Genomic DNA, 21,310 nt, shown 5'->3' on the forward strand with positions numbered 1-21,310 from the left:
CGCGCGCCGGGCTGGACAAGCGGCCCGGCGCGCCGCATGCTTCGCCCCCATTCATAACAACAAAAAACGGCAAGGCCGCACACCATGCCCCTACGCACCACAACGCCCCTGCTCGCGCTGCTGGCGTTCGCCCTGCTGGCCGCCCCGCAGCTCCATGCGCAGGACGCAAGGCCGTCGTTGAACGTCGGCTACTACGAATTCCCCCCCTACATCTATACCGCCCGGGATGGCCACGCCGCCGGTTCCGGCGCCCGCCTGGTCCGCCTGCTGCTGGAGCGGGCCGGCTATCGTCCGGCGTTCCGCGCCCTGCCCAGCGCGCGCCTGTACCTGGGGCTGCAGGATGGCAGCGTGGCGCTGTGGGCCGGCGCGGCCAAGCCGGAGCTGGCCGCCGACACCCTCCAGGCGCGGCGCGTGCTCGGCCACGTCAGCCTGAACCTGTACTACCCGGCGCACCATCCGGCACCGCGGGTTCCCCAGGACCTGGCCGGACGCCGGCTGATCCTGATCAGCGGCTACAGCTACTGGAAACCGGTCACCGACTTCATCCAGGACCCCAACCTGCACCTGCGCCTGTACCGCACCGGCACCCACCACGCCGCCTTGCGCATGCTCGAACTCGGGCGCGGCGACTACCTGCTCGACTACCAGGCGCCGGTGGAAGCGGCCAGCCGCCAGGCGTTGGCAAGCCAGGAACTGTACCGCCTGCCGCTGCGGATGATCGTCTCGCGCCACATTCCCGGCGCCGAAGCGCTGCGCGACCGCCTGGACCAGGCCTACGACCAGTTGCGGAGCGACGGCGCCGACCTGTCCCTGCTGTGAACCGACCCCGGAGGAGGAGCCCGATGCATACCGCCATCCCCTGCTGCACGATCAACGGCGAACAGCCCGCCCTGCGCGGACAGGTCTGCCAGTCGCTGCTGATCCAGGAATGGTGGTGGGAAGGCCGTCCGGCCGATCCGGTGAACGTGGTCTACCTGCAGTTCGAGCAACGCTGGTATCGCCTCTACTTCGAGGGCGAGACGGTGTTCTGGCGCAGCGGCGAAGCGCCGCGGCCCTGCGAGAACGACGAAGGCCCGGGCGAGTACCGCCTGCACGACCTCGGCCGGCAGCGCGGCCTGGTCGGTGTGCGCCTGCTGGCCCTGGAGTTCGTCCTCAACGGCCCGACCCTGGACAGCCACTTCGACTTCGCCGACGGCCAGCGCCTGAGTTTCCGGCACTTCCTCGACGACGACCTGACCCGGGTGCTCTGAGCGCCGTCGACTACTTACGTGGCTTGGCCCGGGCAGTGGCCTCGGCCACCAGCGGGTCGTCCGGCCAATAATGCTTCGGATAGCGTCCCTTCAGGTCCTTCCTGACTTCCGCATAGGTGCTGCGCCAGAAGTTCGCCAGGTCCTGGGTCACCTGCACCGGGCGATGCGCGGGAGACAGCAAGTGCAGCTTCACTGCCAGGCGGCCCTGGGCGATGCGCGGAGTGTCGCCGAGGCCGAACAGTTCCTGCAGGCGCACCGCGAGGATCGGCGGGGTTTCGCTGTAGTCCAGGCGGATGCGCGAGCCGGAGGGGACTTCCAGGGTTTTCGGTGCCCACTCGTCGAGACGCTGCGGTAATGGCCAGGGCAACAGCCCGGCGAGGATCGAAGCCAGGTCGAGGTTGGCGAAGTGAGCCAGGCGGGTGACCTTGCCGAGATAGGCCGGCAACCATTCCTCCAACCGTTCCAGCAACGCGGCGTCGCTGACGTCCGGCCACTCGCTCTCGCCCTTGTCTTCCAGGTCCAGCCGGCGCAGCAAGCCGATGCGCGCCTGCCACTGGCGCAGTTCCGGGGTCCAGGGCAACAACTCCAGGCCCTTGCGCCGGACCAGGCCGAGCAGCGCCTGGCTGCGCGCCGCTTCGTCGAGGCCGGGTAGCGCCTCGCTGGACAGCACCAGTTCGCCGACCCGGCGCTGGCGCTCGGCGCGCAGCACGCCTTCGCGCTCGTCCCACTGCAGCTCGTCGCGCTGGCTGACCTGCTCCGCCAGGACCGTATCGAACAACCTCGGATCGAGTTCGGCGGCCAGGTAGATCCGCTCTTCGCGCTGGCCCTGGCGGCTGCCCAGATCGGCGATCACCAGCCAGGGCAGCTTCATCAGGCTGTCCGGTTCGCCGAACTGCGCAGCGCGTCCATTGGCCAGCCGGTAGTCGCCGCCGCCGGCGCGGCGCTGGCGAGCGATGCGGTCGGGATAGGCGAAGGCCAGCAGGCAACCCAGCCAGCGCGGATGGCCGGGATCGACGACCGCCTCGCTGGCGGCGCCGCGCAGGTAACCGCGGAACTGCCGGGCCAGTTGCCGGGCGCGCTGTACCGCGCCGCGCGAGGCGCCAGCGCGGGCCTCGCCGGCGAGCAGGGCGAGACGGCTGTGCAGGTCGGCGCCGCCGCCACGCTGTATGTCACGTTCGCCGAGCAGCGCCGCTACGTCGCAAGCCAGTTCGCCAAGGCCGAGGGCCTGGCCGCGCAGCAGCAGGTGGGCAATGCGCGGATGGGTCGGCAATTCGGCCATCGCCTGGCCATGGGCACTCAACGCGCCGCTGGCGTTCAGCGCCCCCAGCCGCCCGAGCAGCTCGCGGGCCTGGGCGTAGGCCGCCGCGGGCGGCGCGTCGAGCCAGGCCAGCTCCTCCGGCGCCACGCCCCAGCGCGCCAGTTGCAGGGCCAGCCCGGCCAGATCGGCCTGGAGGATTTCCGCCGTGCCGTAGGCAGGCAACTGCTCATGCTGGCTCTCCGACCACAAGCGGTAGCATACGCCCGGCTCCAGGCGCCCTGCGCGGCCGGCACGCTGGGTAGCGGAGGCGCGGGAGATGCGCTGGGTCTCCAGGCGGGTCATGCCGCTACCCGGATCGAAGCGCGGCACCCGCGCCAGGCCGGCGTCGATCACCACCCGTACGCCGTCGATGGTCAGGCTGGTCTCGGCGATGTTGGTCGCCAGCACCACCTTGCGCGTGCCCCGCGACGCCGGCTCGATGGCGGCGCGCTGGGCGGCGAGGTCGAGCTCGCCATGCAGCGGGCAGAGCAGCACCTCGGGGCGACCGTCAAGGGCCTCGCGCAAGCCTTCGTGAACGCGGCGGATCTCGGCCTGGCCGGGAAGAAAGACCAGCACGCTGCCGCTTTCCTCCGCCAGCGCCTGGAGCACCGCCTGCTGCACCCGCGGCTCGATGAACTCGCCGGGTTGCGCCGCCCGTCCCCAGCGGATATCCACCGGGAACATGCGGCCCTCGCTGCGCACCACCGGCGCTTCGCCGAGCAGCGCCGCAAGACGCTCGCCCTCCAGGGTCGCCGACATCACCAGCACTTTCAGCGGCGGCTCGTCGCGCAACAGTTCGCGGCCATTGAGAGTCAGCGCCAGGGCCAGGTCGGCATCCAGGCTGCGCTCGTGGAATTCGTCGAAGATCACCAGGCCGACACCGTCCAGCGCCGGGTCGTCTTGCAGGCGACGGGCAAGGATACCCTCGGTGACCACTTCGATGCGGGTCTTCGGGCCGACCCTGCTCTCCAGGCGGATCCGGTAGCCGACGGTCTCGCCGACCTTTTCGCCCAGCTCGGCGGCCAGCCGCTCGGCCGCGGCCCGCGCCGCCAGGCGTCGCGGTTCGAGCATGAGGATGCGTTGGCCGGCGAGCCAGGGCTCGTCGAGCAGGGCCAGCGGCACCCGGGTGGTCTTGCCGGCACCCGGCGGGGCTTCCAGGACGGCCTGGTGTTGTGCACCAAGGGCCTGGCGCAGGGCGGGAACAACGGCGTCGATGGGTAGGGAAATCATGCTGGCTCCGGACTGACCGACGAAGTATACCGGCGAACCGGCAGGCGCTTTCGACGGTCTTATCGTCATCGTCGCGGCAGAAGATTGCCGAACGCTGGTCGATTGCTATAGTTCGCCGTCATGTTCACCCGGAGGTCATACATGCGCCTTGCCACCCGCGTTTCCTGTGCCGTTCTCAGTGCAGCCCTGCTGAGCCAGTTGTCGGCCTGCGGTACGCTGTTCTACCCCGAGCGACGCGGCCAGATCGACGGTCGCATCGATCCGGCCATCGTCGCCTTCGACGCCATCGGCCTGCTGTTCTATATCATCCCCGGCCTGATCGCCTTCGGCGTCGACTTCGCCACCGGCGCCATCTACCTGCCCGACGCCAAGTACTCGGTCGCCCCGGAAGTGCTCAAGGATGCCGTCGGCGCGGACGGCAAGGTCGACAACCGCAAGCTCAAGGCCATCCTCGAACGCGAGATCGGCCGTGAACTGCCGCTCGACGACCCGCGCCTGATCCGCCACAGCGGCAGCGTCGAGCAACTGGCGGCCTATGGCCTGAAGCCGGCCGCCTGATCCGCCCTCCGAGCGCGACCGTGCGTCAGTGCCCGGTCGCCGCCCGGTTGGTTTACAGTGGCGCCGTCCCTCCTGACAGAAGCGCCCCATGAGTCCCGATTCCCCCCACGCCCGCCTGCTGCGCCTGGCCACCCTGGCCTCGCTCGGTGTCGCCGTCACCCTGGTCATCGGCAAGGCCATTGCCTGGTGGCTGAGCGGTTCGGTGAGCCTGCTCGCCGGCCTCACCGACTCCCTGCTGGACAGTGCCGCCTCGCTGCTCAACCTGCTGGCGGTGCACTATTCGCTACGCCCGGCCGACGACGACCACCGCTACGGCCACGGCAAGGCCGAGGCCCTGGCCGGCTTGGCCCAGGCCATGTTCATCGGTGCCAGCGCGGTGCTGGTGGCTATCCAGGCGGTCGAGCAATTGCGCGACCCGCAGCCCCTCGGCGCGGCCACCTGGGGCATCGCGGTGATGCTGCTGTCGCTGCTGCTCACGGCCCTTCTCCTGGCCTTCCAGACCCACGTCATCCGCCGCACCGGTTCCACCGCGATACGCGCCGACTCGCTGCACTACCGCTCGGACCTGCTGCTCAACGCCAGCATCCTCGTGGCACTGCTCCTGGCCCGCTACGGCTGGCCACAGAGCGACGGCCTGTTCGGCCTGGGCATCGCCCTGTACATCCTCTGGAGCGCCCTGCAGATCGCTCGCGAGTCGGTGTCGATCCTGATGGACCGGGAACTGCCTACCGACATCAGCGAGCGCATGCGCGAACTCGCCTGCAGCGTGCCGGGAGTGCTCGGCGCGCACGACGTGCGCACGCGGATTTCCGGCAACCACTGGTTCGTCCAGTTGCACCTCGAACTGCCCGGCGAGCTGAGCCTGTCGGTGGCCCACGCCCTGACCGACCGCGCAGTGCTGGCGATCAAGCGCGAATACCCGAAGGCCGAGGTGCTGATCCATGCCGACCCGCAGGAAGTGGTCGGCAAGGAAACCGTCAGTTGACGCTGTAGCCGCGCCCGCTCAGGCAGGCGGCCATGGCCCGGCGGTAGCCGTTGGCGACCTCGGCGGCCGGCGCGTAGGTCGCCCCCGCCGGGTCGAAGCCGCTCTCGCCCACCGCCCAGCGGTGGCACTCGTAGCGGTCGCGGCCCTGCTGGTCGGGCCCCTGGCCGCGCGCGGGGTAGGCCACCACGTCGTAGCTGGCGGCCGGCCCGCTGACCGGATAAACGGGTCCCGCTGCCCGCGGCGGCGGGCTGACTACTTCGTACTCACGGGTGTCGGCATGCCACAGGTAGTAAGTGCCGGCGGCAAGGAAGTACAGCACGCTGCCCAGCCAGACCTGCTCCGCATAGGGCGGCAGGCTGCGGACGCGCACCCCGCGGGGCGGCACGACCAGCACATAGCGCGGGCCGTCGGGTCGGTACCAGTAGCCGTCGTCGAAGAAATACTCGCCGCCGCGATAGGGCACCCGCAGGTGTCCGCGCGGCAAGGCCTCCACCACCCGGCCCGGACGCCAGTCGGGATGCGGTCCCCAACTGCCGCCATGCGCTTCGCCGCGGCCAGGTCCCGGTTGTCCGTGGGCAACACCGCGCTCGCCGCCGGCTCCACCGCGTCCCCCTCGGCCGTCGTCGGCCTGCGCCTGGACGCACAGGCACAGCGAGAGAGCGCCCACCCCGAGCATTCGCCACCATCCACCGTTCATCGTCTGCCTCGCCCCGGGCCTGGTCGCCCGGCCACGTTCGAATGATCCCGGGAACGACTTTCCGCCGTTTTCCGCCAAGGGTGGGTAAACGCCGGGTAAAGAATGGGTAAAAGCGCGGCACGGGCCGGATCGCGGGCAAAGAAAAAGGGAGGCCCGTCGACCTCCCTTCTGGGGTAACTGTCCTGGCTCGGCGCTGTTGGCGACGGCTCACCTCACTCCACCTTCTGGGCGGTGTGCAACCCGGAGGCCGGCGCAACCCTGTAGGGTCGGCGGCCACGGCTGGCCTGATTGGGCGAGCCGTGATGGACGAGATGTCCGGGCCGTGAATCTGGGTAAAAGAATACGTCGCCAGGCGCGACCAATGATTGCTAATATTGCTCACCAGAACCTTGATTGCGCAATAAATCACTCAAATTCACCTTGCCGATGGCAATCAACCTGAAAGAAATCCTCGCCATGAACAAACTCGACCGCTACGACCTGCGTATCCTCGAAGAACTCCAGCGCGACGCACGCATCTCCAACCAGGAACTGGCAGAACGGATAGGCCTGTCGCCATCGCCCTGTTCGCGACGGGTCAAGCAGCTCGAGGACGACGGCTACATCGTCCGCCAGGTAGCCTTGCTGGACCGCAAGAAACTCGGCCTGAGCCTCACCGCCTTCGTCCTCATAGGCATGGACCGACACACCCCGGAACGCTTCGAACATTTTCAGGAAGTCATCGGCAAATGCCCGGAAGTGCTGGAGTGCAGCCTGGTCACCGGGATGGACGCGGACTACCAGTTGAAGGTCGTGGTGCCGGACATGGACCATTACCAGAAACTCCTGCTGGGTACCCTGACGCGCATCGAGGGGGTCTCCAGCGTGCGCTCCAGCTTCGTCCTCAACCAGGTGCTGGCGAGTACCGAACTGCCGCTGGAGCACCTGCGCGATTGATCGTAGCGAGACCTGGGACATGACACGGAACAGGCGGCATGCCGTATAATCGGCAGCCTGTTTCAGTTGTCATGCCCGCGTGGCCCCCGCATATAAAGAGCAGCCTGCTCGTAGAACGATAAACGCCTTGCCCGCCCCCCATGGCACGCTCCGTCCGACCGCGAGCCGGACTTCGTTTGCTTGAAAATCCGGAGGTTGCCAATGGATCCCGAACTGTTCGAAGAGTGGATGATGACCGGTCTGGTGACCGTGCTTATCCTGTTCATGGCTTTCATCGTGTGGGACCTGGCGAAGAAGTCGAAAGCCGGCAAGTTCGGAACCCTGATCCTGTTCTTCGCCCTCGGCCTGGGCGTACTGGGCTTCATCATCAAGGGCCTGGTCATCGGCAGCCTCGAAGGCGCGGGCATGTAACCCCGGCGCCACGCGCGTCATCCAACCACTCGTAATCATCCGCCGGCCCCGGCCAACGGGGCCGGCTCGCCTTGCCATTGCCTAGAACAAGGGAGTCGCCATGAACGCCGCCGACCGCGTCATGCAGAGTTATGGACGCTGCTGTGCCAGCACCGGATTCTTCGATGATTTCTACCGGCATTTCCTTGCCAGTTCCCCGCAGATTCGCGCCAAGTTCGCCACCACCGACATGACTGCGCAGAAACACCTGCTGCGTGCCGGGATCATGAACCTGGTGATGTACGCCCGCGGCATGTCCGACAGCAAGCTGCGCGCCCTCGGCGCCAGCCATTCGCGCGCCGCGCTGGATATCCGCCCGGAACTCTACGACCTGTGGCTGGACGCCCTGCTGATGGCGGTCGCCGAGCACGACCGCGACTGCGACGCCGAGACCCGCGACGCCTGGCGCGACGTGATGGGTCGCGGCATCGCCGTGATCAAGTCGTACTACTGATCGTTCCGCGCCCGCTGGACGACGCCCCTCTCGTCAGTCCAGCCGCGCCGGCACTTCCCGCCATTCCCCGAGGCCCAGGCCGTCCAGGCTCCAGGGGCCGATCCGCACCCGCACCAGCCGCAGCGTCGGCAAGCCCACCGCCGCCGTCATCCGCCGCACCTGGCGATTGCGCCCCTCGCGGATCACCAATTCCAGCCAGTGGGTCGGCACCGACTTGCGAAAACGCACCGGCGGCACCCGCTCCCACAACGTCGGCTCATCCAGCAGACGCGCCTCGGCGGGCAGCGTCGGGCCGTCGTTGAGCGTCACGCCCTCGCGCAGGCGCCGCAATTGCTCCTCGTCCGGCGTACCTTCGACCTGCACCCAGTAGGTCTTCGGCAGCTTGTGCCGGGGGTCGGCGATGCGCGCCTGCAGGCGACCGTCGTTGGTCAGCAGCAACAGGCCCTCGCTGTCGCGGTCCAGGCGCCCGGCCGGATACACGCCCGGCACCGGGATGAAGTCCTTGAGGGTCGAACGCCCTTGCTCGTCGTTGAACTGGGTCAGTACGTCGAACGGCTTGTTGAACAGCAGCAGCTTCGGCTCGCTCGGCGGCGCCTTGGCCACCCGGCGTGGCGCAGGGCGGACGGGATAACGCGGGGAAGGACGCGGTGGACGGGACATGACTGGAAACGAGTTGGCTTGATCGGGGTACCGGGCGGCATGCTAGGTTGTCCGAGAGCCTGACCGCAAGAGCATCCCCTCATGCCCTCCCTGCGTCCCACCTGGCTGATCAGCCTGCTGACCCTGGCCGGCTGCGCTGGCAGCGCCTATCAGGGTCCGCCTTCGGACCATTTCGACGGCGAACGTTTCCGCAATATCCAGCCGACCGCGCACAAGAGCCTGCGCGACCTGCTCAAGTGGCAGTGGAACCGCCCGCCGCAACGCCCGTGGGTCGCCCTGCCGCCGACGGCAACGCCGCCAAGGATGAACGAGCGCGCCCGCGGCGAAGAACTGCGGGTCACCTACATCAACCACGCCACCCTGCTGATCCAGCACCGCGGCCTGAACATCCTCACCGACCCGGTCTGGTCGCAACGGGTCAGCCCGCTCGCCTTCATCGGCCCGAAGCGCCACCATCCGCCCGGGTTGACGCTCGACCAGTTGCCACCGATCGACCTGGTGCTGGTGAGCCACAACCACTACGACCACCTCGACCTGGAAACCCTGCGCCAGCTCCACCGGCGCTGGCCGACGGCCAAGGTGGTCAGCGGCCTGGGCAACGCCGGGCTGATCCGCCAGACAGGTTTCGCCGACGTCGTGGAGATCGACTGGTGGCAGGCCGTGCCGCTGGGCGCTGGCCTGACGCTGCATGGCGTACCGGTGCAGCACTGGTCGTCGCGCACCCGCAGCGACACCAACCGCACGCTCTGGCTCGGCTTCGTCATCGACTCGCCGGACGGCCCGCTGCTGTTTCCCGGCGATACCGGGCTCGGCCCGGAGTTCGGGCTGATCAACCAGCGCTTCGGGGCGATGCGTTTCGCCGCCCTGCCGATCGGCGCCTACGAGCCGCGCTGGTTCATGCGCGACCACCACATGAATCCCGACGACGCGGTGCAGGCCCATCGCACGCTGCAGGCGCAGACCAGCATGGCCATCCACTTCGGTACCTTCAATCTCACCGACGAACAGCAGGACGACCCGCCCAAGGCGCTCCAGGCGGCGCTGCGCAGCCAAGGCGTGGACCCGGCGACCTTCGGCACGCCGAAACCCGGCGAGCAGTGGCGCGTCGCACCGCGCAACGTCGCTCAGGAGGCCGGGGCCACCAGGCGGGAGCAGCAGTTGCGGTAGCGCTTGCCGCTGCCGCACGGACAAGCCTGGTCGCCACGGCCGCCCAGGGCCAGCCAGCTTTCCAGGCGCGCGGCCATCCCGGCCAGGCGCTCGCGGGCCTCATCGTCCAGGCCGGCGCGGGCCAGTTGGCGCCGCAGGCCGAGGTAGTCTTCCAGCAGGACATCGCGGCTGAGCGCCTGGTACTGGTCGGCCAGCGGCACGCCTTCGTAGCGCCGCTGCGGGTCGGCCAGGAAAGCGATGGCGCCCGCCTGCGGCAGGACATTCCACAGGTTGCCGCGCGGATCGCGCCAGCAAGCGCTGAAACGCGCGCGCAGGGCCAAGCCACGCCATTCTTCCAGGATCCAGCCATCGACCCGCTCGCCGCCGAGGGCCTCGACCGCCCGCCCGACCGAGAACCACGGTTCGCCGGCCAGGCTTTCCGGCATCGGCAACGGCGCTGCCACTTCCGGCGCGGCATCGGGTACCAGGCGGCGGGCGAAGCGACGGAGCGGGTTGCTGAGATGAGTGGGGACGCTGAACGGCATGGGGCTCACATCGATGGCAGGCGTGGTCGTTCCGACCGGCAGAGGGCGCCGCGGTTCCACGCAGGGCGAAGGGCCATCATTGTAGGGCCTCGGCGCCGCAAGGCGTAGAAGCGCGCCGCGGTTTCCGCACGGAAACCGCGGCGCGTCCGATCAACGGAACGGCGGCTCGTCGAAACTCCGCAGCTTGCGCGAGTGCAGCGAGTTGAGCTGGCTGCGCAACAGATCGAGGGCGGCGATGCCGATCCGCAGGTGCTGGTTCACCGCGCGCTCGTAGAAGGCGTTGGCCGAGCCGGGCAGCTTGATCTCGCTGTGCAGCGGCTTGTCCGAGACGCACAGCAACGTGCCGTAGGGCACCCGCAGGCGGTAGCCCTGGGCGGCGATGGTGCCGCTCTCCATGTCCACCGCGATGGCCCGCGCCAGGTTGATCAGTGGCCGCTCCTGGGCCCAGCGCAGCTCCCAGTTGCGGTCGTCGTAGGTGAGCACGGTGCCGGTGCGCAAGCGTCGCTTGAGCGACTCGCCGCGCTCGCCGGTGACTTCGGCGGCGGCTTCCTGCAAGGCGACCTGGACTTCGGCCAGCGCCGGGATCGGGATGTGCGGCGGCAGCGCGCGGTCGAGGATGCCGTCGCGGCGCATGTAGGCGTGCGCCAGTACGTAGTCGCCGATGGTCTGCGACTGCCGCAGGCCGCCGCAGTGGCCGATCATCAGCCAGCAATGCGGACGCAACACCGCCAGGTGGTCGGTGATGTTCTTCGCGTTGGACGGGCCGACCCCGATGTTGACCAGGGTGATGCCGTCGCCATCGGCGGCGATCAGGTGGTAGGCCGGCATCTGGTAGCGGTGCCAGACCACCCCGGCGACGATGGCGTTGGCCTCGCCTTCGTCCATCCCGCGTTCGATGATCACGTTGCCCGGCAGGACCATGCGCACGAAGCGCGGGTCCTCGCGCAGGCGGGTCAGGCCGAGGCGGATGAACTGGTCGACGTAGCGGTGGTAGTTGGTCAGCAGGATCCACGGCTGCACGTGGCGCCAGTCGCTGCCGGTGTAGTGCACCAGGCGGCGCAGGGAGAAGTCCACCCGCGCGGCGTCGAACAGCGCCAGCGGCAACTGGTCGGCGCGTTCCCATTCGTAGAGGCCGTCGGCGATGTCGTCGGAAGCGGCGGACAGGTCGGTGCTGGGGAACACCCGCGCCAGCTCGGCGGCGGTCACCCCGGAGCCGGCCAGCTCGTCGCCCTGCTCGACCACGTAGGGATAGGGGATGTCCTGTTGGCTCGGGCCGACCTGCACCTGCACGGTGAAATCGTCCATCAGCGGACGCAACTGTTCCAGCAGGTACTTGCGGAAGGCGTCGGGGTGGGTGACGGTAACGCTGTACTCGCCCGGCACCTGGACCTTGGCGTAGGCGCGGGTGGTGGACGGCACCTCGCCCTGGCAGCGGTAGCCGATGCGCAGTTGCGGGTAGTGGAAGTTCTGCCGCTCGGCCTCGCTTGGCTCGATGCGCTCCTTGATGTAGCGCTTGAGCGCCTGGCTCAGCGCCGCGGTGGCCTGGCGGTGCAGCTCGGCAAGACGGTCGACGGCCTCCTCGGCCGTGCGGGCGACGACGAACCCGTCGTCGGAATCGATACTCATGGTGGGCTTCCTGTCGGTTCGCATGGAAAACATCTTGCCTGTACCGACAGGAAAACACAGCGCTTTTCTCCCGTTACCTCATTCGGCCAGCGCCACCACCGCCATGGTCACGGTGGCCTTGCTGAACAGGTGCCGCCGACCGTCCCGCTCGGCGAACACCTCGGCCTCGACCACCGTCACCTGGCGCCCGGCCTTGAGCACCTCGGCGCGACACAACAGGCGCTGGCAAAGCGCCGGGCGCAACAGGTTGAGCTTGAACTCCAGGGTCAGCACCGTCTGCCCCTCCTCCACCAGGGTCGCGGCGGCGGCCCCGGCGGCATGGTCGGCCAGGGTCGCCTGGACCCCGGCATGGATGAAGCCGTTCTGCTGGGCGTGGCGGGGCAGGATGTCCAGCCCCGCTTCGACCCAACCCGGCCCGCAGTCCAGCGGACGGATGCCGAGGTCGCCAACGAAACTGGCCGCGGCGAAGCCCTGCTCGACCAGCTCCCGGTAGCGCGGATGCGCCTGCATCGCGACGCGCCTCAGGCCAGGTGCGGGGTGGCGCGAGCCAACAGCGCCTCGACCTCGACGCCGCGCGGCAGGGTGCCGTAGACCCGCCCGCCGTCCCCCAGGCGACTGCCGATGAAGGCGTCGGACACCGCGGAGTTGCCGGCTTCCAGCAACAGCTTGGCCTGCAGGGCGATCGCCACGTCCTCGGTGAGCTGGCGGGCGCGGTACTGGATGTCGGCGGTGTCGGCGAAGGCCGCCTTGAGGTTGCCGATGTGCGCGGCGAGACGGGCGTCGCCATGGCCGTCGCCCAGTTCGGCGAACAACGCGTCGAGCACCCCCGGCTCCTTCGACAGGGCACGCAGCACGTCCAGGCACTGCACGTTGCCGGAACCTTCCCAGATCGAGTTCACCGGGGCCTCGCGGTACAGCCGCGGCAGGATGGTTTCCTCGACGTAGCCGGCACCGCCCATGCATTCGGAGGCTTCGTTGATCATCGCCGGGGCACGCTTGCAGATCCAGTACTTGCCCACCGCGGTGACCAGGCGGGCGAACTTCTCCTCCTGCTCGTCGTGGGCACGGTCCAGGGCATGCCCCATGCGCAGGGTCAGGGCCAGCGCCGCCTCGCTTTCCAGGGCCAGGTCGGCGAGCACGTTCTGCATCAGCGGTTGCTCGGCCAGCACCCGCCCGCCGACCTTGCGGTAGGCACAGTGGTGGGCGGCCTGGGTCAACGCCTGACGCATCAGTGCGCTGGAGCCGATCATGCAGTCGAAGCGGGTCATGGCGACCATCTCGATGATGGTCGGCACGCCACGGCCCTCTTCGCCGACCATCCAGGCCAGGGCGCCGCGATACTCGATTTCGCTGGAGGCGTTCGACCAGTTGCCCAGCTTGTCCTTCAGGCGCTGGATGTAGAACTGGTTGCGGCTGCCGTCCGGCCGGTGGCGCGGCAGCAGGAAGCAGGTCAGGCCCTTGTCGGTGTAGGCCAGGGTGAGGAAGGCGTCGCACATCGGCGCCGAGCAGAACCACTTGTGCCCGACCAGTTCGTAGGCCTGCCCCGGTCCGGGAATCCCCACCGGGTAGGCCCGCGTGGTATTGGCCCGGACGTCGGTGCCGCCCTGCTTCTCGGTCATCGCCATGCCGATGGTGACGCCCGCCTTCTGCTCCATCGGCACGTTGCGCGGGTCGTACTCGCGGGAGAGGATCTTCGGCAGCCATTTCTCGGCTAGGTCCGCCTGCAGGCGAATCGCCGGCACGCTGGCGTACGTCATGGTCAACGGGCAACCGGTGCCGGCCTCCGCCTGGCTGTGCAGGTAGGACAGCCCGGCCCGCGCCACCTGGGCGCCGGGGCGCGGGTCGGTCCAGGGCAGCGAGGGCAGTTCGTGCTCGATGGCGGCGCGCATCAGCTCGTGGTAGGCGGGATGGAACTCCACCAGGTCGACGCGGTTGCCGTAGCGGTCGTGGCTATGGAACTCCGGCTTGTGCTGGTTGGCCAGGAAGCCGGCCGCCATCAGCGGGCCGCCGGCCAGCTCACCGTAGCGCTGCAGGCGCTCCTCGGCCCAGCCGCCCTGGTAGCGACGCACCCACTCCTGGAGAGGCAGGTCGAGGCGGTAGAGGTTGGCGCCATCCAGCGACGGTACCTGGTTGGTCACTTCGTGGGTTTCGGCGTACTGGTGCAGGTTCATGAGGGTTCCTCGCAGACAGGCGCGCCCACCGCGCGCAGGCAGAAGTTCACCAGAGCCGTACTCACCGGCTCCAGACTCGGTTCCGGCTGGCCGCTGTCGCGAGCGGCGCGCGCCGGGGGAGACAAGGGGCCGACCAGCGCCTCGGCGATGGCCCCGACCAGGCAGGCCGCGGCAAGCGGCACCAGGGAAAGCTGGAATGCGCCACTGCGCCGGCCCTCCTCGAGCAGTTCGACGAACAGTGCGGCGTAGGCCTCGCGATAGCGCAGGCGCTGCTCGTCGACTTCAGGATCCACCGGCTCGGCGATCAGGGCGAAGGCCAGCCGCTGGCTGCTCCAGGCGCGCGCGGCGAAGCGCCGCAAGCCCTCGGCCAGGCGCCAGGCGGGCGCGCCGGGACCGCGCAGAACGACGGCCAGGGCATCGACCTCACGCTGGCTGGCGCGGCGGAAGATTTCCGCCGCCAGCTCGCCCTTGCCCCGGAAGTGGCGGTACAGGCTGCCGGTGGCGATCCCCGCGTCGTCGGCCAGGGCCTGCATGGTCAGCGCGGCGAAACCGCCCTCCGCGACACGCCGCAGGCCTAGCTGGAGGATGTGCTCGCGCAGCGCGGAATCGCGTTGCAGGCGGCGTTCGGTGACACGATAGACCATGACTGAATCCGGATTCACTTTTTCCCAGTGAATCACGCTTCAGGCTTTGCCTAAAGAGACATACAGGTCGCGCAGGCCGGCATTTCAGCCAGCCGCGGAACGGCTTCAGGCAGTCTTGGTGACGATCGGCTGGCACAGCAGCCAATCGTGCAGCAGGGTCTGCAACTCTTCGAACTTGACCGGCTTGGCCATGTAGTCGCTCATGCCCGCCGCCAGGCAGCGCTCGCGATCGCCGCTGTGGCTGTGGGCGGTCAACGCCAGCACCGGCAGTTCCGCGCAGCCGGGCAGCGCGCGGATCGCCCGACAGGTGGCGAAGCCGTCCATCACCGGCATCTGGCAGTCGAGCAGTACGCCGTCCGGCCGCTCGCGCGCCAGCAACTCCAGGGCTTCGCTACCGTTGTCGGCGGTGCGCACCCGGTAGCCGAGCTTGAGCAGCATGCCGCGAGTCACCAACTGGTTGATGGCGTTGTCCTCCACCACCAGCACCGTGCACTCCTCGGGACGCCGCACCGCCTGCCCGCCGGCGCGCCGCGGCGGCGGCGCCATGCCCTGGGCCGGCTGGGTCAGTTGCAGGCGCAGGAGGAAGCGGCTGCCCTGTCCCGGCCGGGACTCGTGGGTCAGCTCGCCGCCAAGCAGCTCCACCAGCTTGCGGCACAGAGCCAGGCCGATGCCGAGGCCTCCGTAGCCACGGGTCAACGAGCTGTCGGCCTGGACGAAACGCTGGTAGAGGTCGCTGCCGGCGGCCATGTCGAAACCGATGCCGGTGTCGATCACTTCCACCCGCAGCGCCACCCCGTCATGGGTACGCCCGGCGGCGACGCGCAGGGTCACGCTGCCCCTGGCGGTGAACTTGATCGCGTTGTCGACCAGGTAGCCCAGCGCCTGGGCCAGCTTGCCGGCATCGCCTTCGAGGGTATCCGGCAGGCTGTCGTCCAGTTGCAGGGCGAAGCGCAGGCCCTTCTCCTCGGCGCGCGGCGCGTACTGCGCGCGCAGGCTGTCGAACAGGCCGCGCAGGCTGAACGGCTCGCGGCGCGGGTAGAGCTTGCCGGCCTGCAGTTCGATGAGGGCGAGGATGTCGTTGACCATCCGCATCATGTCCCGCGCCGAACCGGCGGCGGTGCGCTGGTACTCGGCGAGTTCGACGTCCATCGGCACCGTCTGCATCAGCTCCAGCGAACCGATCACCCCGCTCATCGGGGTGCGCAGTTCATGGGTGACGGTGGCGAGGAACTCGTCCTTCAGGCGGTTGCTGTTGGCCAGTTCCTGGTTCAGCGCTTCCAGCTTGCGGCTGGACTCCTGGAGGATTCGCGCGCGCTCCTCCTTCATCGCGTTGATCCGGTCGGCCAGCGCCAGCGACAGCAAGCCCACCTCCAGCGCCGAACCGATCTGGCTGGCATACATGGTGAGGAACATGTTCGGTAGGTAGCCGAGGACCATCAGGGTGTTGACGATGCCGCCGAGAAGGAAGGCGGTCCAGGCGATGATGAAATAGCGCGCCACGCGCATGCCGCGCAGCCAGGCGAGGATGCCGGCGGCGAAGATCAGGCCGGTGAAGGCCAGCGCCAGGTAGGTGGCCAGGCGCAGGGCCACGGCGTAGCTCATGGTCAGCGCCATCAGCATGACCAGCGCGCCGACCGCCATCAGCGCCAGCAGGCCGCGGTCGACCCACACGCTGTGGTCGCGGGTATGCAGGAAGCTGCGCGCGAACTGGCAGCCGAACAGCGCCGCCGAACCGATCAGGAATGGCGTGGCGGCGTTCGCCCACCAGGGGCTGTCGGGCCAGAAGTACTCGATGCCGGCGCCGTTCACCGAGACCTGGTAGAGCCCGAACGAAGCGATATAGAGGATGTAGTAGAGATAGCTGGTATCGCGGACGCTGAGGAAGATGAACAGGTTGTAGATCAGCATCACCAGCAGCACGCCATAGATGATGCCGAGCACATAGATGCGTTCGGGCTGCTCCTCCAGGTAGGCCTTGGGCGACCACAGGGTCAGCGGCGCCTGGATCGACCCCTGGCTTTCCAGCCGCAGGTAGACACGCTGCGGCTTGTTCGGCTCGAGGCCGAGTTCGAACAGGTAGTTGTTCTGCCGGATCGGCCGACTGGCGAACGGCAATGTGTCGCCGGTGCGCTGGGCGAGGCGGTAGCCGCCCTGGCCATCGGGCAGGTAGAGGTCGAGCTTGTCCAGCGGCGGATAGGCCAGCTCCAGCAGCCAGGTGCGCGGATCGCTGGAGGCGACCGGCCGGTAGTCCAGGTCCAGGCGCAACCAGAACACCGAGCGCGAATAGCCGGCATTGAGCACGTCCTTGTCATGGCGGCGGAAGCTGCTGTCGATGGCCCGCGAGGTGATGTCGTTGATATCGGCGCTACCGCGCACGTCCTCGAACACGTCGATGGACTGCCCCAGCGGCAGGCGCTCGACCTGCTCGTTGAAGCTCACCGCACCCGCCAGGCACGGCAACGCAAGAAGAAAGAGAATCAGCCAGTGCCGCATGATGCCCCGCAGTGCTCCTCGAACGGACCGGGAGCCCCACCTCCCTCGTCATGGTCCGCCCTTGGCGAGCGTTGTATGAATATTCGCCGAACTTTAGCACACGCCACGCCACGTCAGGCCCGGGACGTGTCACGCAGGGCCCGGGCGCGGCGCCCGAAAGGTCGTCCGCGCAGCCGCCACGAAGCCCTTTTAGTGGTAAGCTCACGCGCCATGAAAACACCGACTTCCCGCCCCGTAGTGCTCTGCCTGTCCGGTCACGACCCCAGTGGTGGCGCCGGACTGCAAGCCGACATCGAAGCCCTGCTCGCCCAGGGCTGCCACGCCGCCCCGGCGGTCACCGCGCTGACCGTGCAGGACACCGTCAACGTCAGCGACTTCCGCGTCCTCGACCGGGAGTGGGTGCTGGCCCAGGCCAACGCCGTACTCGCCGACCTGCCCGTCGCGGCGGTCAAGCTGGGTATGCTCGGTTCGCTGGAGATGGTCGACACGGTGGCCGAGATCCTCGCCGCCCACCCGCACTTGCCGGTGGTCTGCGATCCGGTGCTGCGCGCCGGCGGCGGCGGTGCGCTGGGCAAGGGCGACGTCGGCTTCGCCATGCGCGAGCGGCTGCTGCCGCGCGCCACCATCGCCACGCCGAACCTGCCGGAAGCGCGCCTGCTCGCCGACCTGCCCGAGGGCAGCGCCGACCAGTGCGCCGAGCGCCTGCTGGAACACTGCGAGCACCTGTTGATCACCGGCGGACACGGCGACGAAAGCGAAGTGCACAATCGCCTGTACAGCCGCGACGGCAGCCGCCGCACCTTCACCTGCCAGCGCCTGCCCGGCAGCTACCATGGCTCCGGCTGCACCCTGGCCAGCGCCCTGGCCGGTCGCATCGCCCTCGGCGAAGCGCTGCACGGCGCCGTGCAGAGCGCCCTCGACTACACCTGGCGGACCCTGCGCGACGCCGAGAGTCCGGGCCACGGCCAATACGTGCCGCGCCGCCTGCCCACCGACTTCTGTCACTGAGAGCCAGCCGATGAAACTGCGCGGCCTGTACGCCATCACCGATAGCCAGCTACTGGACGACGGCCGCCTGCTGCCCTACGTCGAAGCCGCGCTCCGCGGAGGCGCGCGCCTGCTGCAATACCGCGACAAATCCAGCGACCAGGCGCGGCGCCTGCGCGAGGCGGAAAGCCTGCGCGAACTCTGCGAACGCCACGGCGCGCAGTTGATCGTCAACGACGACGCCGAACTCGCCGCGCGCCTGGGCGTCGGCCTGCACCTCGGCCAGACCGACGGTTCGCTGTCGGCGGCGCGCGCCCTGCTCGGCCGCCAGGCGATCATCGGCGCCACCTGCCACGCCCAACTGGAACTGGCCGAGCAGGCGGTGGCCGAGGGCGCCAGCTACGTCGCCTTCGGCCGCTTCTTCAATTCCAGCACCAAACCCGGCGCCCCCGCCGCCAGCGTCGAACTGCTCGACCAGGCCCGGCCGCGCCTGCACCTGCCGATCACCGCCATCGGCGGCATCAGCCTCGACACCGCGCCCGGCCTGATCGCCCGCGGCGTCGATCTGGTCGCCGTGATCCATGCGCTGTTCGCCGCCGCGTCCGCCGCCGAGGTGGAACGCCGCGCCCGCGCCTTCAGCGCCCTGTTCGAACCTGCCTGACGCCTCCGCGCCTCGCCCGAGAGATAGAGAGCTAGCCATGTCCCGTTCCGAAACGCTGTTCAACAACGCCCAGAAACACATTCCCGGCGGGGTCAACTCCCCGGTGCGCGCCTTCAAGAGCGTCGGCGGCACCCCGCTGTTCTTCAAGCACGCCGAAGGCGCCTATGTACTGGACGAGGACGACAAGCGCTACGTGGACTATGTCGGCTCCTGGGGCCCGATGATCCTCGGCCACAGCCATCCGGACGTGCTCGACGCGGTGCGCCGGCAGCTCGACCACGGTCTGTCCTATGGCGCGCCGACCGCGCTGGAAGTGGAAATGGCCGACCTGGTCTGCTCCATGGTGCCGTCGATGGAGATGGTGCGCATGGTCAGCTCCGGCACCGAGGCGACCATGAGCGCCATCCGTCTGGCCCGCGGCTACACCGGGCGCGACAGCATCATCAAGTTCGAAGGCTGCTACCACGGCCACTCCGACAGCCTGCTGGTGAAGGCCGGCTCCGGCGCCCTGACCTTCGGCGTGCCGAACTCCCCGGGCGTTCCGGCGGCCTTCGCCAAGCACACCCTGACCCTGCCGTTCAACGACATCGAGGCGGTGCGCAAGACCCTGGGCGAAGTCGGCAAGGAGGTCGCCTGCATCATCGTCGAGCCGGTTGCCGGCAACATGAACTGCGTGCCGCCGGCGCCGGGCTTCCTCGAAGGCCTGCGTGAAGCCTGCGACGAACACGGCGTGGTGCTGATCTTCGACGAAGTGATGACCGGCTTCCGTGTCGCCCTCGGCGGCGCCCAGGCCTACTACGGGGTCACCCCGGACCTGTCGACCTTCGGCAAGATCATCGGCGGCGGCATGCCGGTGGGCGCCTTCGGCGGCAAGCGCGAGATCATGCAGCAGATTTCCCCGCTGGGCCCGGTCTACCAGGCCGGCACGCTCTCGGGCAACCCGCTGGCGATGGCCGCCGGCCTGACCACCCTGCGCCTGATCAGCCGCCCCGGTTTCCACGACGAACTGACCGCCTACACCACGCGCATGCTCGACGGCCTGCAACAGCGCGCGGACGCCGCCGGCATCCCCTTCGTCACCACCCAGGCGGGCGGCATGTTCGGCCTGTACTTCAGCGGTGCCGACGCCATCGTCACCTTCGAGGACGTGATGGCCAGCGACGTCGAACGCTTCAAGCGCTTCTTCCACCTGATGCTCGACGGTGGCGTGTACCTTGCGCCTAGCGCCTTCGAGGCCGGCTTCACCTCCATCGCCCATGGCGACAAGGAGCTGGAAATCACGCTGAACGCCGCCGAAAAAGCCTTCGCCGCGCTGAAATGACCCTCTTCGCGGCGCCCTTCCCGGGCGCCGCCCTCCTCCCCGCCGGAACGCCTTCCTAGCCGAAATGCATAAACGCGCCGACAAAGTTCCCGAAAAGACAGTAAAGACTTTGTAAGGAGGCGTCGGCTTATTTCATAATGTGAGGGTCAGCGCATTTCGTTGGCCGGGCAGCCCTTGCCCGCCCCGATCCAGGAGGTGTCTTCCCCTCATGTTCCGTACCGGCCGCACCCTCGCCCTGGGTTGCCTGTTGATCCTCCAGCCGCTGCTCGCGCAGGCGGGAGGCAACTCGTTGCTGATTCCAGCGACCGGCCGCTGCGCGCTGAACACCGTTCCCGAAGAATTGCAGCAGGCGCTCGCCGCCTGCCAGCAGGTCGCCAATGGCGGCGACGCCGAGGCGCAATACGAACTGGGCGAATTCTTCTACGACGGCGAGCGCATCCCGCGCGACCTCCAGGCCGCCCTCAACTGGTTCGAGAAAGCCTCGCTACAGGGCCATGCCCAGGCCCAGTACCACCTCGGCACCATGTTCTTCCGTGGCGAAGGGGTTCCGGCGAACAACGTACAGGCCTACATCGTGCTGAAGATGGCAGCGGTGAACGGCGCCGAGGACGCCCTGGACAGCGCCGACCTAGTAGCCGAGCAGATGAACCGCGACGAACTGGACATCGCCACCCGGGTGCTGGGGCAGATCTTCCGCAACTACCTGATCGAACTGCAGACTGCCGGCGGCGTCACGCCCTTCGCGCCGCTGCCCTGACGTCCCTTTCGCGAATCAGTCGCTCTTGCCGGGCATCGGCATGGGGAACGGCATGACGTTGCCCGCGCCCTTGGCCTCGCTGATCTTCGGCGTACCCAGGCGCTCGACCTCGTCGATGCGGACGATCGCGTGCATCGGCACGAAGCTGCGCAGAACGCCTTCGAACTGCGCCTTGAGCTTCTCCTCGCTGGGGTCCACCACCACCTGGGTGCGCTCGCCGAAGACGAACTCCTCGATTTCCAGGAAGCCCCACAGATCGCTCTGGTAGATCTGCTTGGCATACATCTCGAAGACCTGGCCCTGGTTGAGGAAAATCACCTTGTAGATGGGGTTTTCGCGCTTGTTCATGGCGGGGAAAGCAATGCCGGAAAATGAAGGGCGCGAATCATAGCACAGCCTTTCGGCCAGCAACGCTAGGAACCGGGGGCCCCGCCCTCTATAA

22 protein-coding genes are annotated in these 21,310 nt (G+C 68.5%); 12 read left to right on the top strand and 10 right to left on the bottom strand.

Annotation, left to right across the window (positions count from 1 at the left end; translation table 11 throughout):
* The first annotated feature begins 84 nt into the window (after positions 1-84).
* Together HMPREF1224_RS22455 and HMPREF1224_RS22460 are read left to right on the top strand one after the other, a co-directional pair.
* Complete coding sequence (locus HMPREF1224_RS22455; RefSeq protein WP_003159347.1) at positions 85-819, top strand: substrate-binding periplasmic protein; 735 nt, start codon at positions 85-87, stop codon at positions 817-819.
* A 23-nt stretch (positions 820-842) separates the two neighbouring features.
* A complete protein-coding gene (locus HMPREF1224_RS22460) occupies positions 843-1,250 on the top strand; it encodes a hypothetical protein (protein WP_003093113.1) in 408 nt (135 codons plus the stop codon).
* Between the two features lie 10 nt (positions 1,251-1,260).
* Here HMPREF1224_RS22460 and hrpB read toward each other — a convergent pair whose 3' ends face one another.
* A complete protein-coding gene (hrpB, locus tag HMPREF1224_RS22465) occupies positions 1,261-3,777 on the bottom strand; it encodes an ATP-dependent helicase HrpB (RefSeq protein ID WP_010793407.1) in 2,517 nt (838 codons plus the stop codon).
* Positions 3,778-3,918: 141 nt separating this feature from the next.
* Here hrpB and HMPREF1224_RS22470 point away from each other — a divergent pair, with 141 nt between their 5' ends.
* Positions 3,919-4,335: a hypothetical protein gene (locus HMPREF1224_RS22470; protein ID WP_003093116.1), complete on the top strand. Its 417-nt coding sequence runs from the start codon at positions 3,919-3,921 to the stop codon at positions 4,333-4,335.
* An 88-nt stretch (positions 4,336-4,423) separates the two neighbouring features.
* Positions 4,424-5,320 (top strand): CDF family cation-efflux transporter FieF, encoded by an 897-nt coding sequence (fieF, locus tag HMPREF1224_RS22475; protein WP_003093118.1) that lies wholly within the window; start codon positions 4,424-4,426, stop codon positions 5,318-5,320.
* Here fieF and HMPREF1224_RS22480 read toward each other — a convergent pair.
* Positions 5,313-5,996 (bottom strand): DUF6515 family protein, encoded by a 684-nt coding sequence (locus HMPREF1224_RS22480; RefSeq protein ID WP_031628409.1) that lies wholly within the window; start codon positions 5,994-5,996, stop codon positions 5,313-5,315. The two genes, fieF and HMPREF1224_RS22480, sit on opposite strands and share 8 nt — an antisense overlap.
* Before the next feature lie 447 nt (positions 5,997-6,443).
* On the opposite strand from HMPREF1224_RS22480, the gene HMPREF1224_RS22485 reads away from it, so the two are divergent.
* The 3 genes from HMPREF1224_RS22485 to HMPREF1224_RS22495 all read left to right on the top strand — a co-directional run bounded on the left by HMPREF1224_RS22485 (position 6,444) and on the right by HMPREF1224_RS22495 (position 7,857).
* Entirely contained in the window at positions 6,444-6,953 is a 510-nt protein-coding gene (locus tag HMPREF1224_RS22485; RefSeq protein ID WP_003119210.1) for an Lrp/AsnC family transcriptional regulator, read from the top strand.
* 201 nt (positions 6,954-7,154) lie between these two features.
* Positions 7,155-7,364 carry a DUF2788 domain-containing protein gene (locus HMPREF1224_RS22490; protein ID WP_003093125.1) on the top strand — a complete coding sequence of 70 codons (210 nt, stop codon included), beginning with the start codon at positions 7,155-7,157 and terminating at the stop codon, positions 7,362-7,364.
* Between the two features lie 100 nt (positions 7,365-7,464).
* Positions 7,465-7,857: a globin gene (locus HMPREF1224_RS22495; protein ID WP_003093127.1), complete on the top strand. Its 393-nt coding sequence runs from the start codon at positions 7,465-7,467 to the stop codon at positions 7,855-7,857.
* Between the two features lie 33 nt (positions 7,858-7,890).
* On the opposite strand, the gene HMPREF1224_RS22500 is transcribed toward HMPREF1224_RS22495, so the two are convergent.
* Positions 7,891-8,460: a pseudouridine synthase gene (locus HMPREF1224_RS22500; RefSeq protein ID WP_003114324.1), complete on the bottom strand. Its 570-nt coding sequence runs from the start codon at positions 8,458-8,460 to the stop codon at positions 7,891-7,893.
* A 138-nt stretch (positions 8,461-8,598) separates the two neighbouring features.
* On the opposite strand from HMPREF1224_RS22500, the gene HMPREF1224_RS22505 reads away from it, so the two are divergent.
* Entirely contained in the window at positions 8,599-9,684 is a 1,086-nt protein-coding gene (locus HMPREF1224_RS22505) for an MBL fold metallo-hydrolase (RefSeq protein ID WP_010793410.1), read from the top strand.
* On the opposite strand, the gene HMPREF1224_RS22510 is transcribed toward HMPREF1224_RS22505, so the two are convergent.
* From HMPREF1224_RS22510 to ladS, 6 genes are all read right to left on the bottom strand, one after another.
* The gene (locus HMPREF1224_RS22510) at positions 9,642-10,208 is read right to left on the bottom strand and encodes an SEC-C metal-binding domain-containing protein (RefSeq protein WP_010793411.1); all 567 of its coding nucleotides are present in this window, start codon (positions 10,206-10,208) and stop codon (positions 9,642-9,644) included. The two genes, HMPREF1224_RS22505 and HMPREF1224_RS22510, sit on opposite strands and share 43 nt — an antisense overlap.
* A 150-nt stretch (positions 10,209-10,358) precedes the next feature.
* Positions 10,359-11,858 (bottom strand): AMP nucleosidase, encoded by a 1,500-nt coding sequence (gene amn / locus HMPREF1224_RS22515; protein ID WP_003119204.1) that lies wholly within the window; start codon positions 11,856-11,858, stop codon positions 10,359-10,361.
* Between the two features lie 54 nt (positions 11,859-11,912).
* Positions 11,913-12,344 carry a PaaI family thioesterase gene (locus HMPREF1224_RS22520; protein ID WP_003093139.1) on the bottom strand — a complete coding sequence of 144 codons (432 nt, stop codon included), beginning with the start codon at positions 12,342-12,344 and terminating at the stop codon, positions 11,913-11,915.
* 11 nt (positions 12,345-12,355) lie between these two features.
* On the bottom strand, positions 12,356-14,005 hold the full coding sequence (locus tag HMPREF1224_RS22525) for an acyl-CoA dehydrogenase family protein (protein ID WP_003122024.1): 1,650 nt from the start codon (positions 14,003-14,005) through the stop codon (positions 12,356-12,358).
* On the bottom strand, positions 14,002-14,649 hold the full coding sequence (locus HMPREF1224_RS22530) for a TetR/AcrR family transcriptional regulator (protein WP_010793412.1): 648 nt from the start codon (positions 14,647-14,649) through the stop codon (positions 14,002-14,004). The genes HMPREF1224_RS22525 and HMPREF1224_RS22530 overlap by 4 nt, the downstream gene beginning before the upstream one ends.
* Positions 14,650-14,754: 105 nt before the next feature.
* Positions 14,755-17,142, bottom strand: a complete 2,388-nt coding sequence (ladS, locus tag HMPREF1224_RS22535; protein ID WP_010793413.1) for a hybrid sensor histidine kinase/response regulator LadS — start codon at positions 17,140-17,142, stop codon at positions 14,755-14,757.
* 210 nt (positions 17,143-17,352) lie between these two features.
* Between ladS and HMPREF1224_RS22540 the strand changes: the two genes are divergently transcribed.
* The 4 genes from HMPREF1224_RS22540 to HMPREF1224_RS22555 all read left to right on the top strand — a co-directional run bounded on the left by HMPREF1224_RS22540 (position 17,353) and on the right by HMPREF1224_RS22555 (position 20,868).
* The gene (locus HMPREF1224_RS22540) at positions 17,353-18,150 is read left to right on the top strand and encodes a hydroxymethylpyrimidine/phosphomethylpyrimidine kinase (protein WP_003100335.1); all 798 of its coding nucleotides are present in this window, start codon (positions 17,353-17,355) and stop codon (positions 18,148-18,150) included.
* 10 nt (positions 18,151-18,160) lie between these two features.
* Positions 18,161-18,790 (top strand): thiamine phosphate synthase, encoded by a 630-nt coding sequence (gene thiE / locus HMPREF1224_RS22545; protein ID WP_003093148.1) that lies wholly within the window; start codon positions 18,161-18,163, stop codon positions 18,788-18,790.
* Between the two features lie 37 nt (positions 18,791-18,827).
* Positions 18,828-20,111 (top strand): glutamate-1-semialdehyde 2,1-aminomutase, encoded by a 1,284-nt coding sequence (hemL, locus tag HMPREF1224_RS22550; protein ID WP_003093150.1) that lies wholly within the window; start codon positions 18,828-18,830, stop codon positions 20,109-20,111.
* Between the two features lie 208 nt (positions 20,112-20,319).
* The gene (locus tag HMPREF1224_RS22555) at positions 20,320-20,868 is read left to right on the top strand and encodes a tetratricopeptide repeat protein (protein WP_003093155.1); all 549 of its coding nucleotides are present in this window, start codon (positions 20,320-20,322) and stop codon (positions 20,866-20,868) included.
* A gap of 15 nt (positions 20,869-20,883) precedes the next feature.
* Here HMPREF1224_RS22555 and HMPREF1224_RS22560 read toward each other — a convergent pair whose 3' ends face one another.
* The gene (locus tag HMPREF1224_RS22560) at positions 20,884-21,216 is read right to left on the bottom strand and encodes a DUF1820 family protein (protein WP_003093157.1); all 333 of its coding nucleotides are present in this window, start codon (positions 21,214-21,216) and stop codon (positions 20,884-20,886) included.
* Between the last annotated feature and the right edge of the window lie 94 nt (positions 21,217-21,310).

This window comes from Pseudomonas sp. P179 (genome assembly GCF_000478485.2).
Lineage (GTDB): Bacteria > Pseudomonadota > Gammaproteobacteria > Pseudomonadales > Pseudomonadaceae > Pseudomonas > Pseudomonas aeruginosa.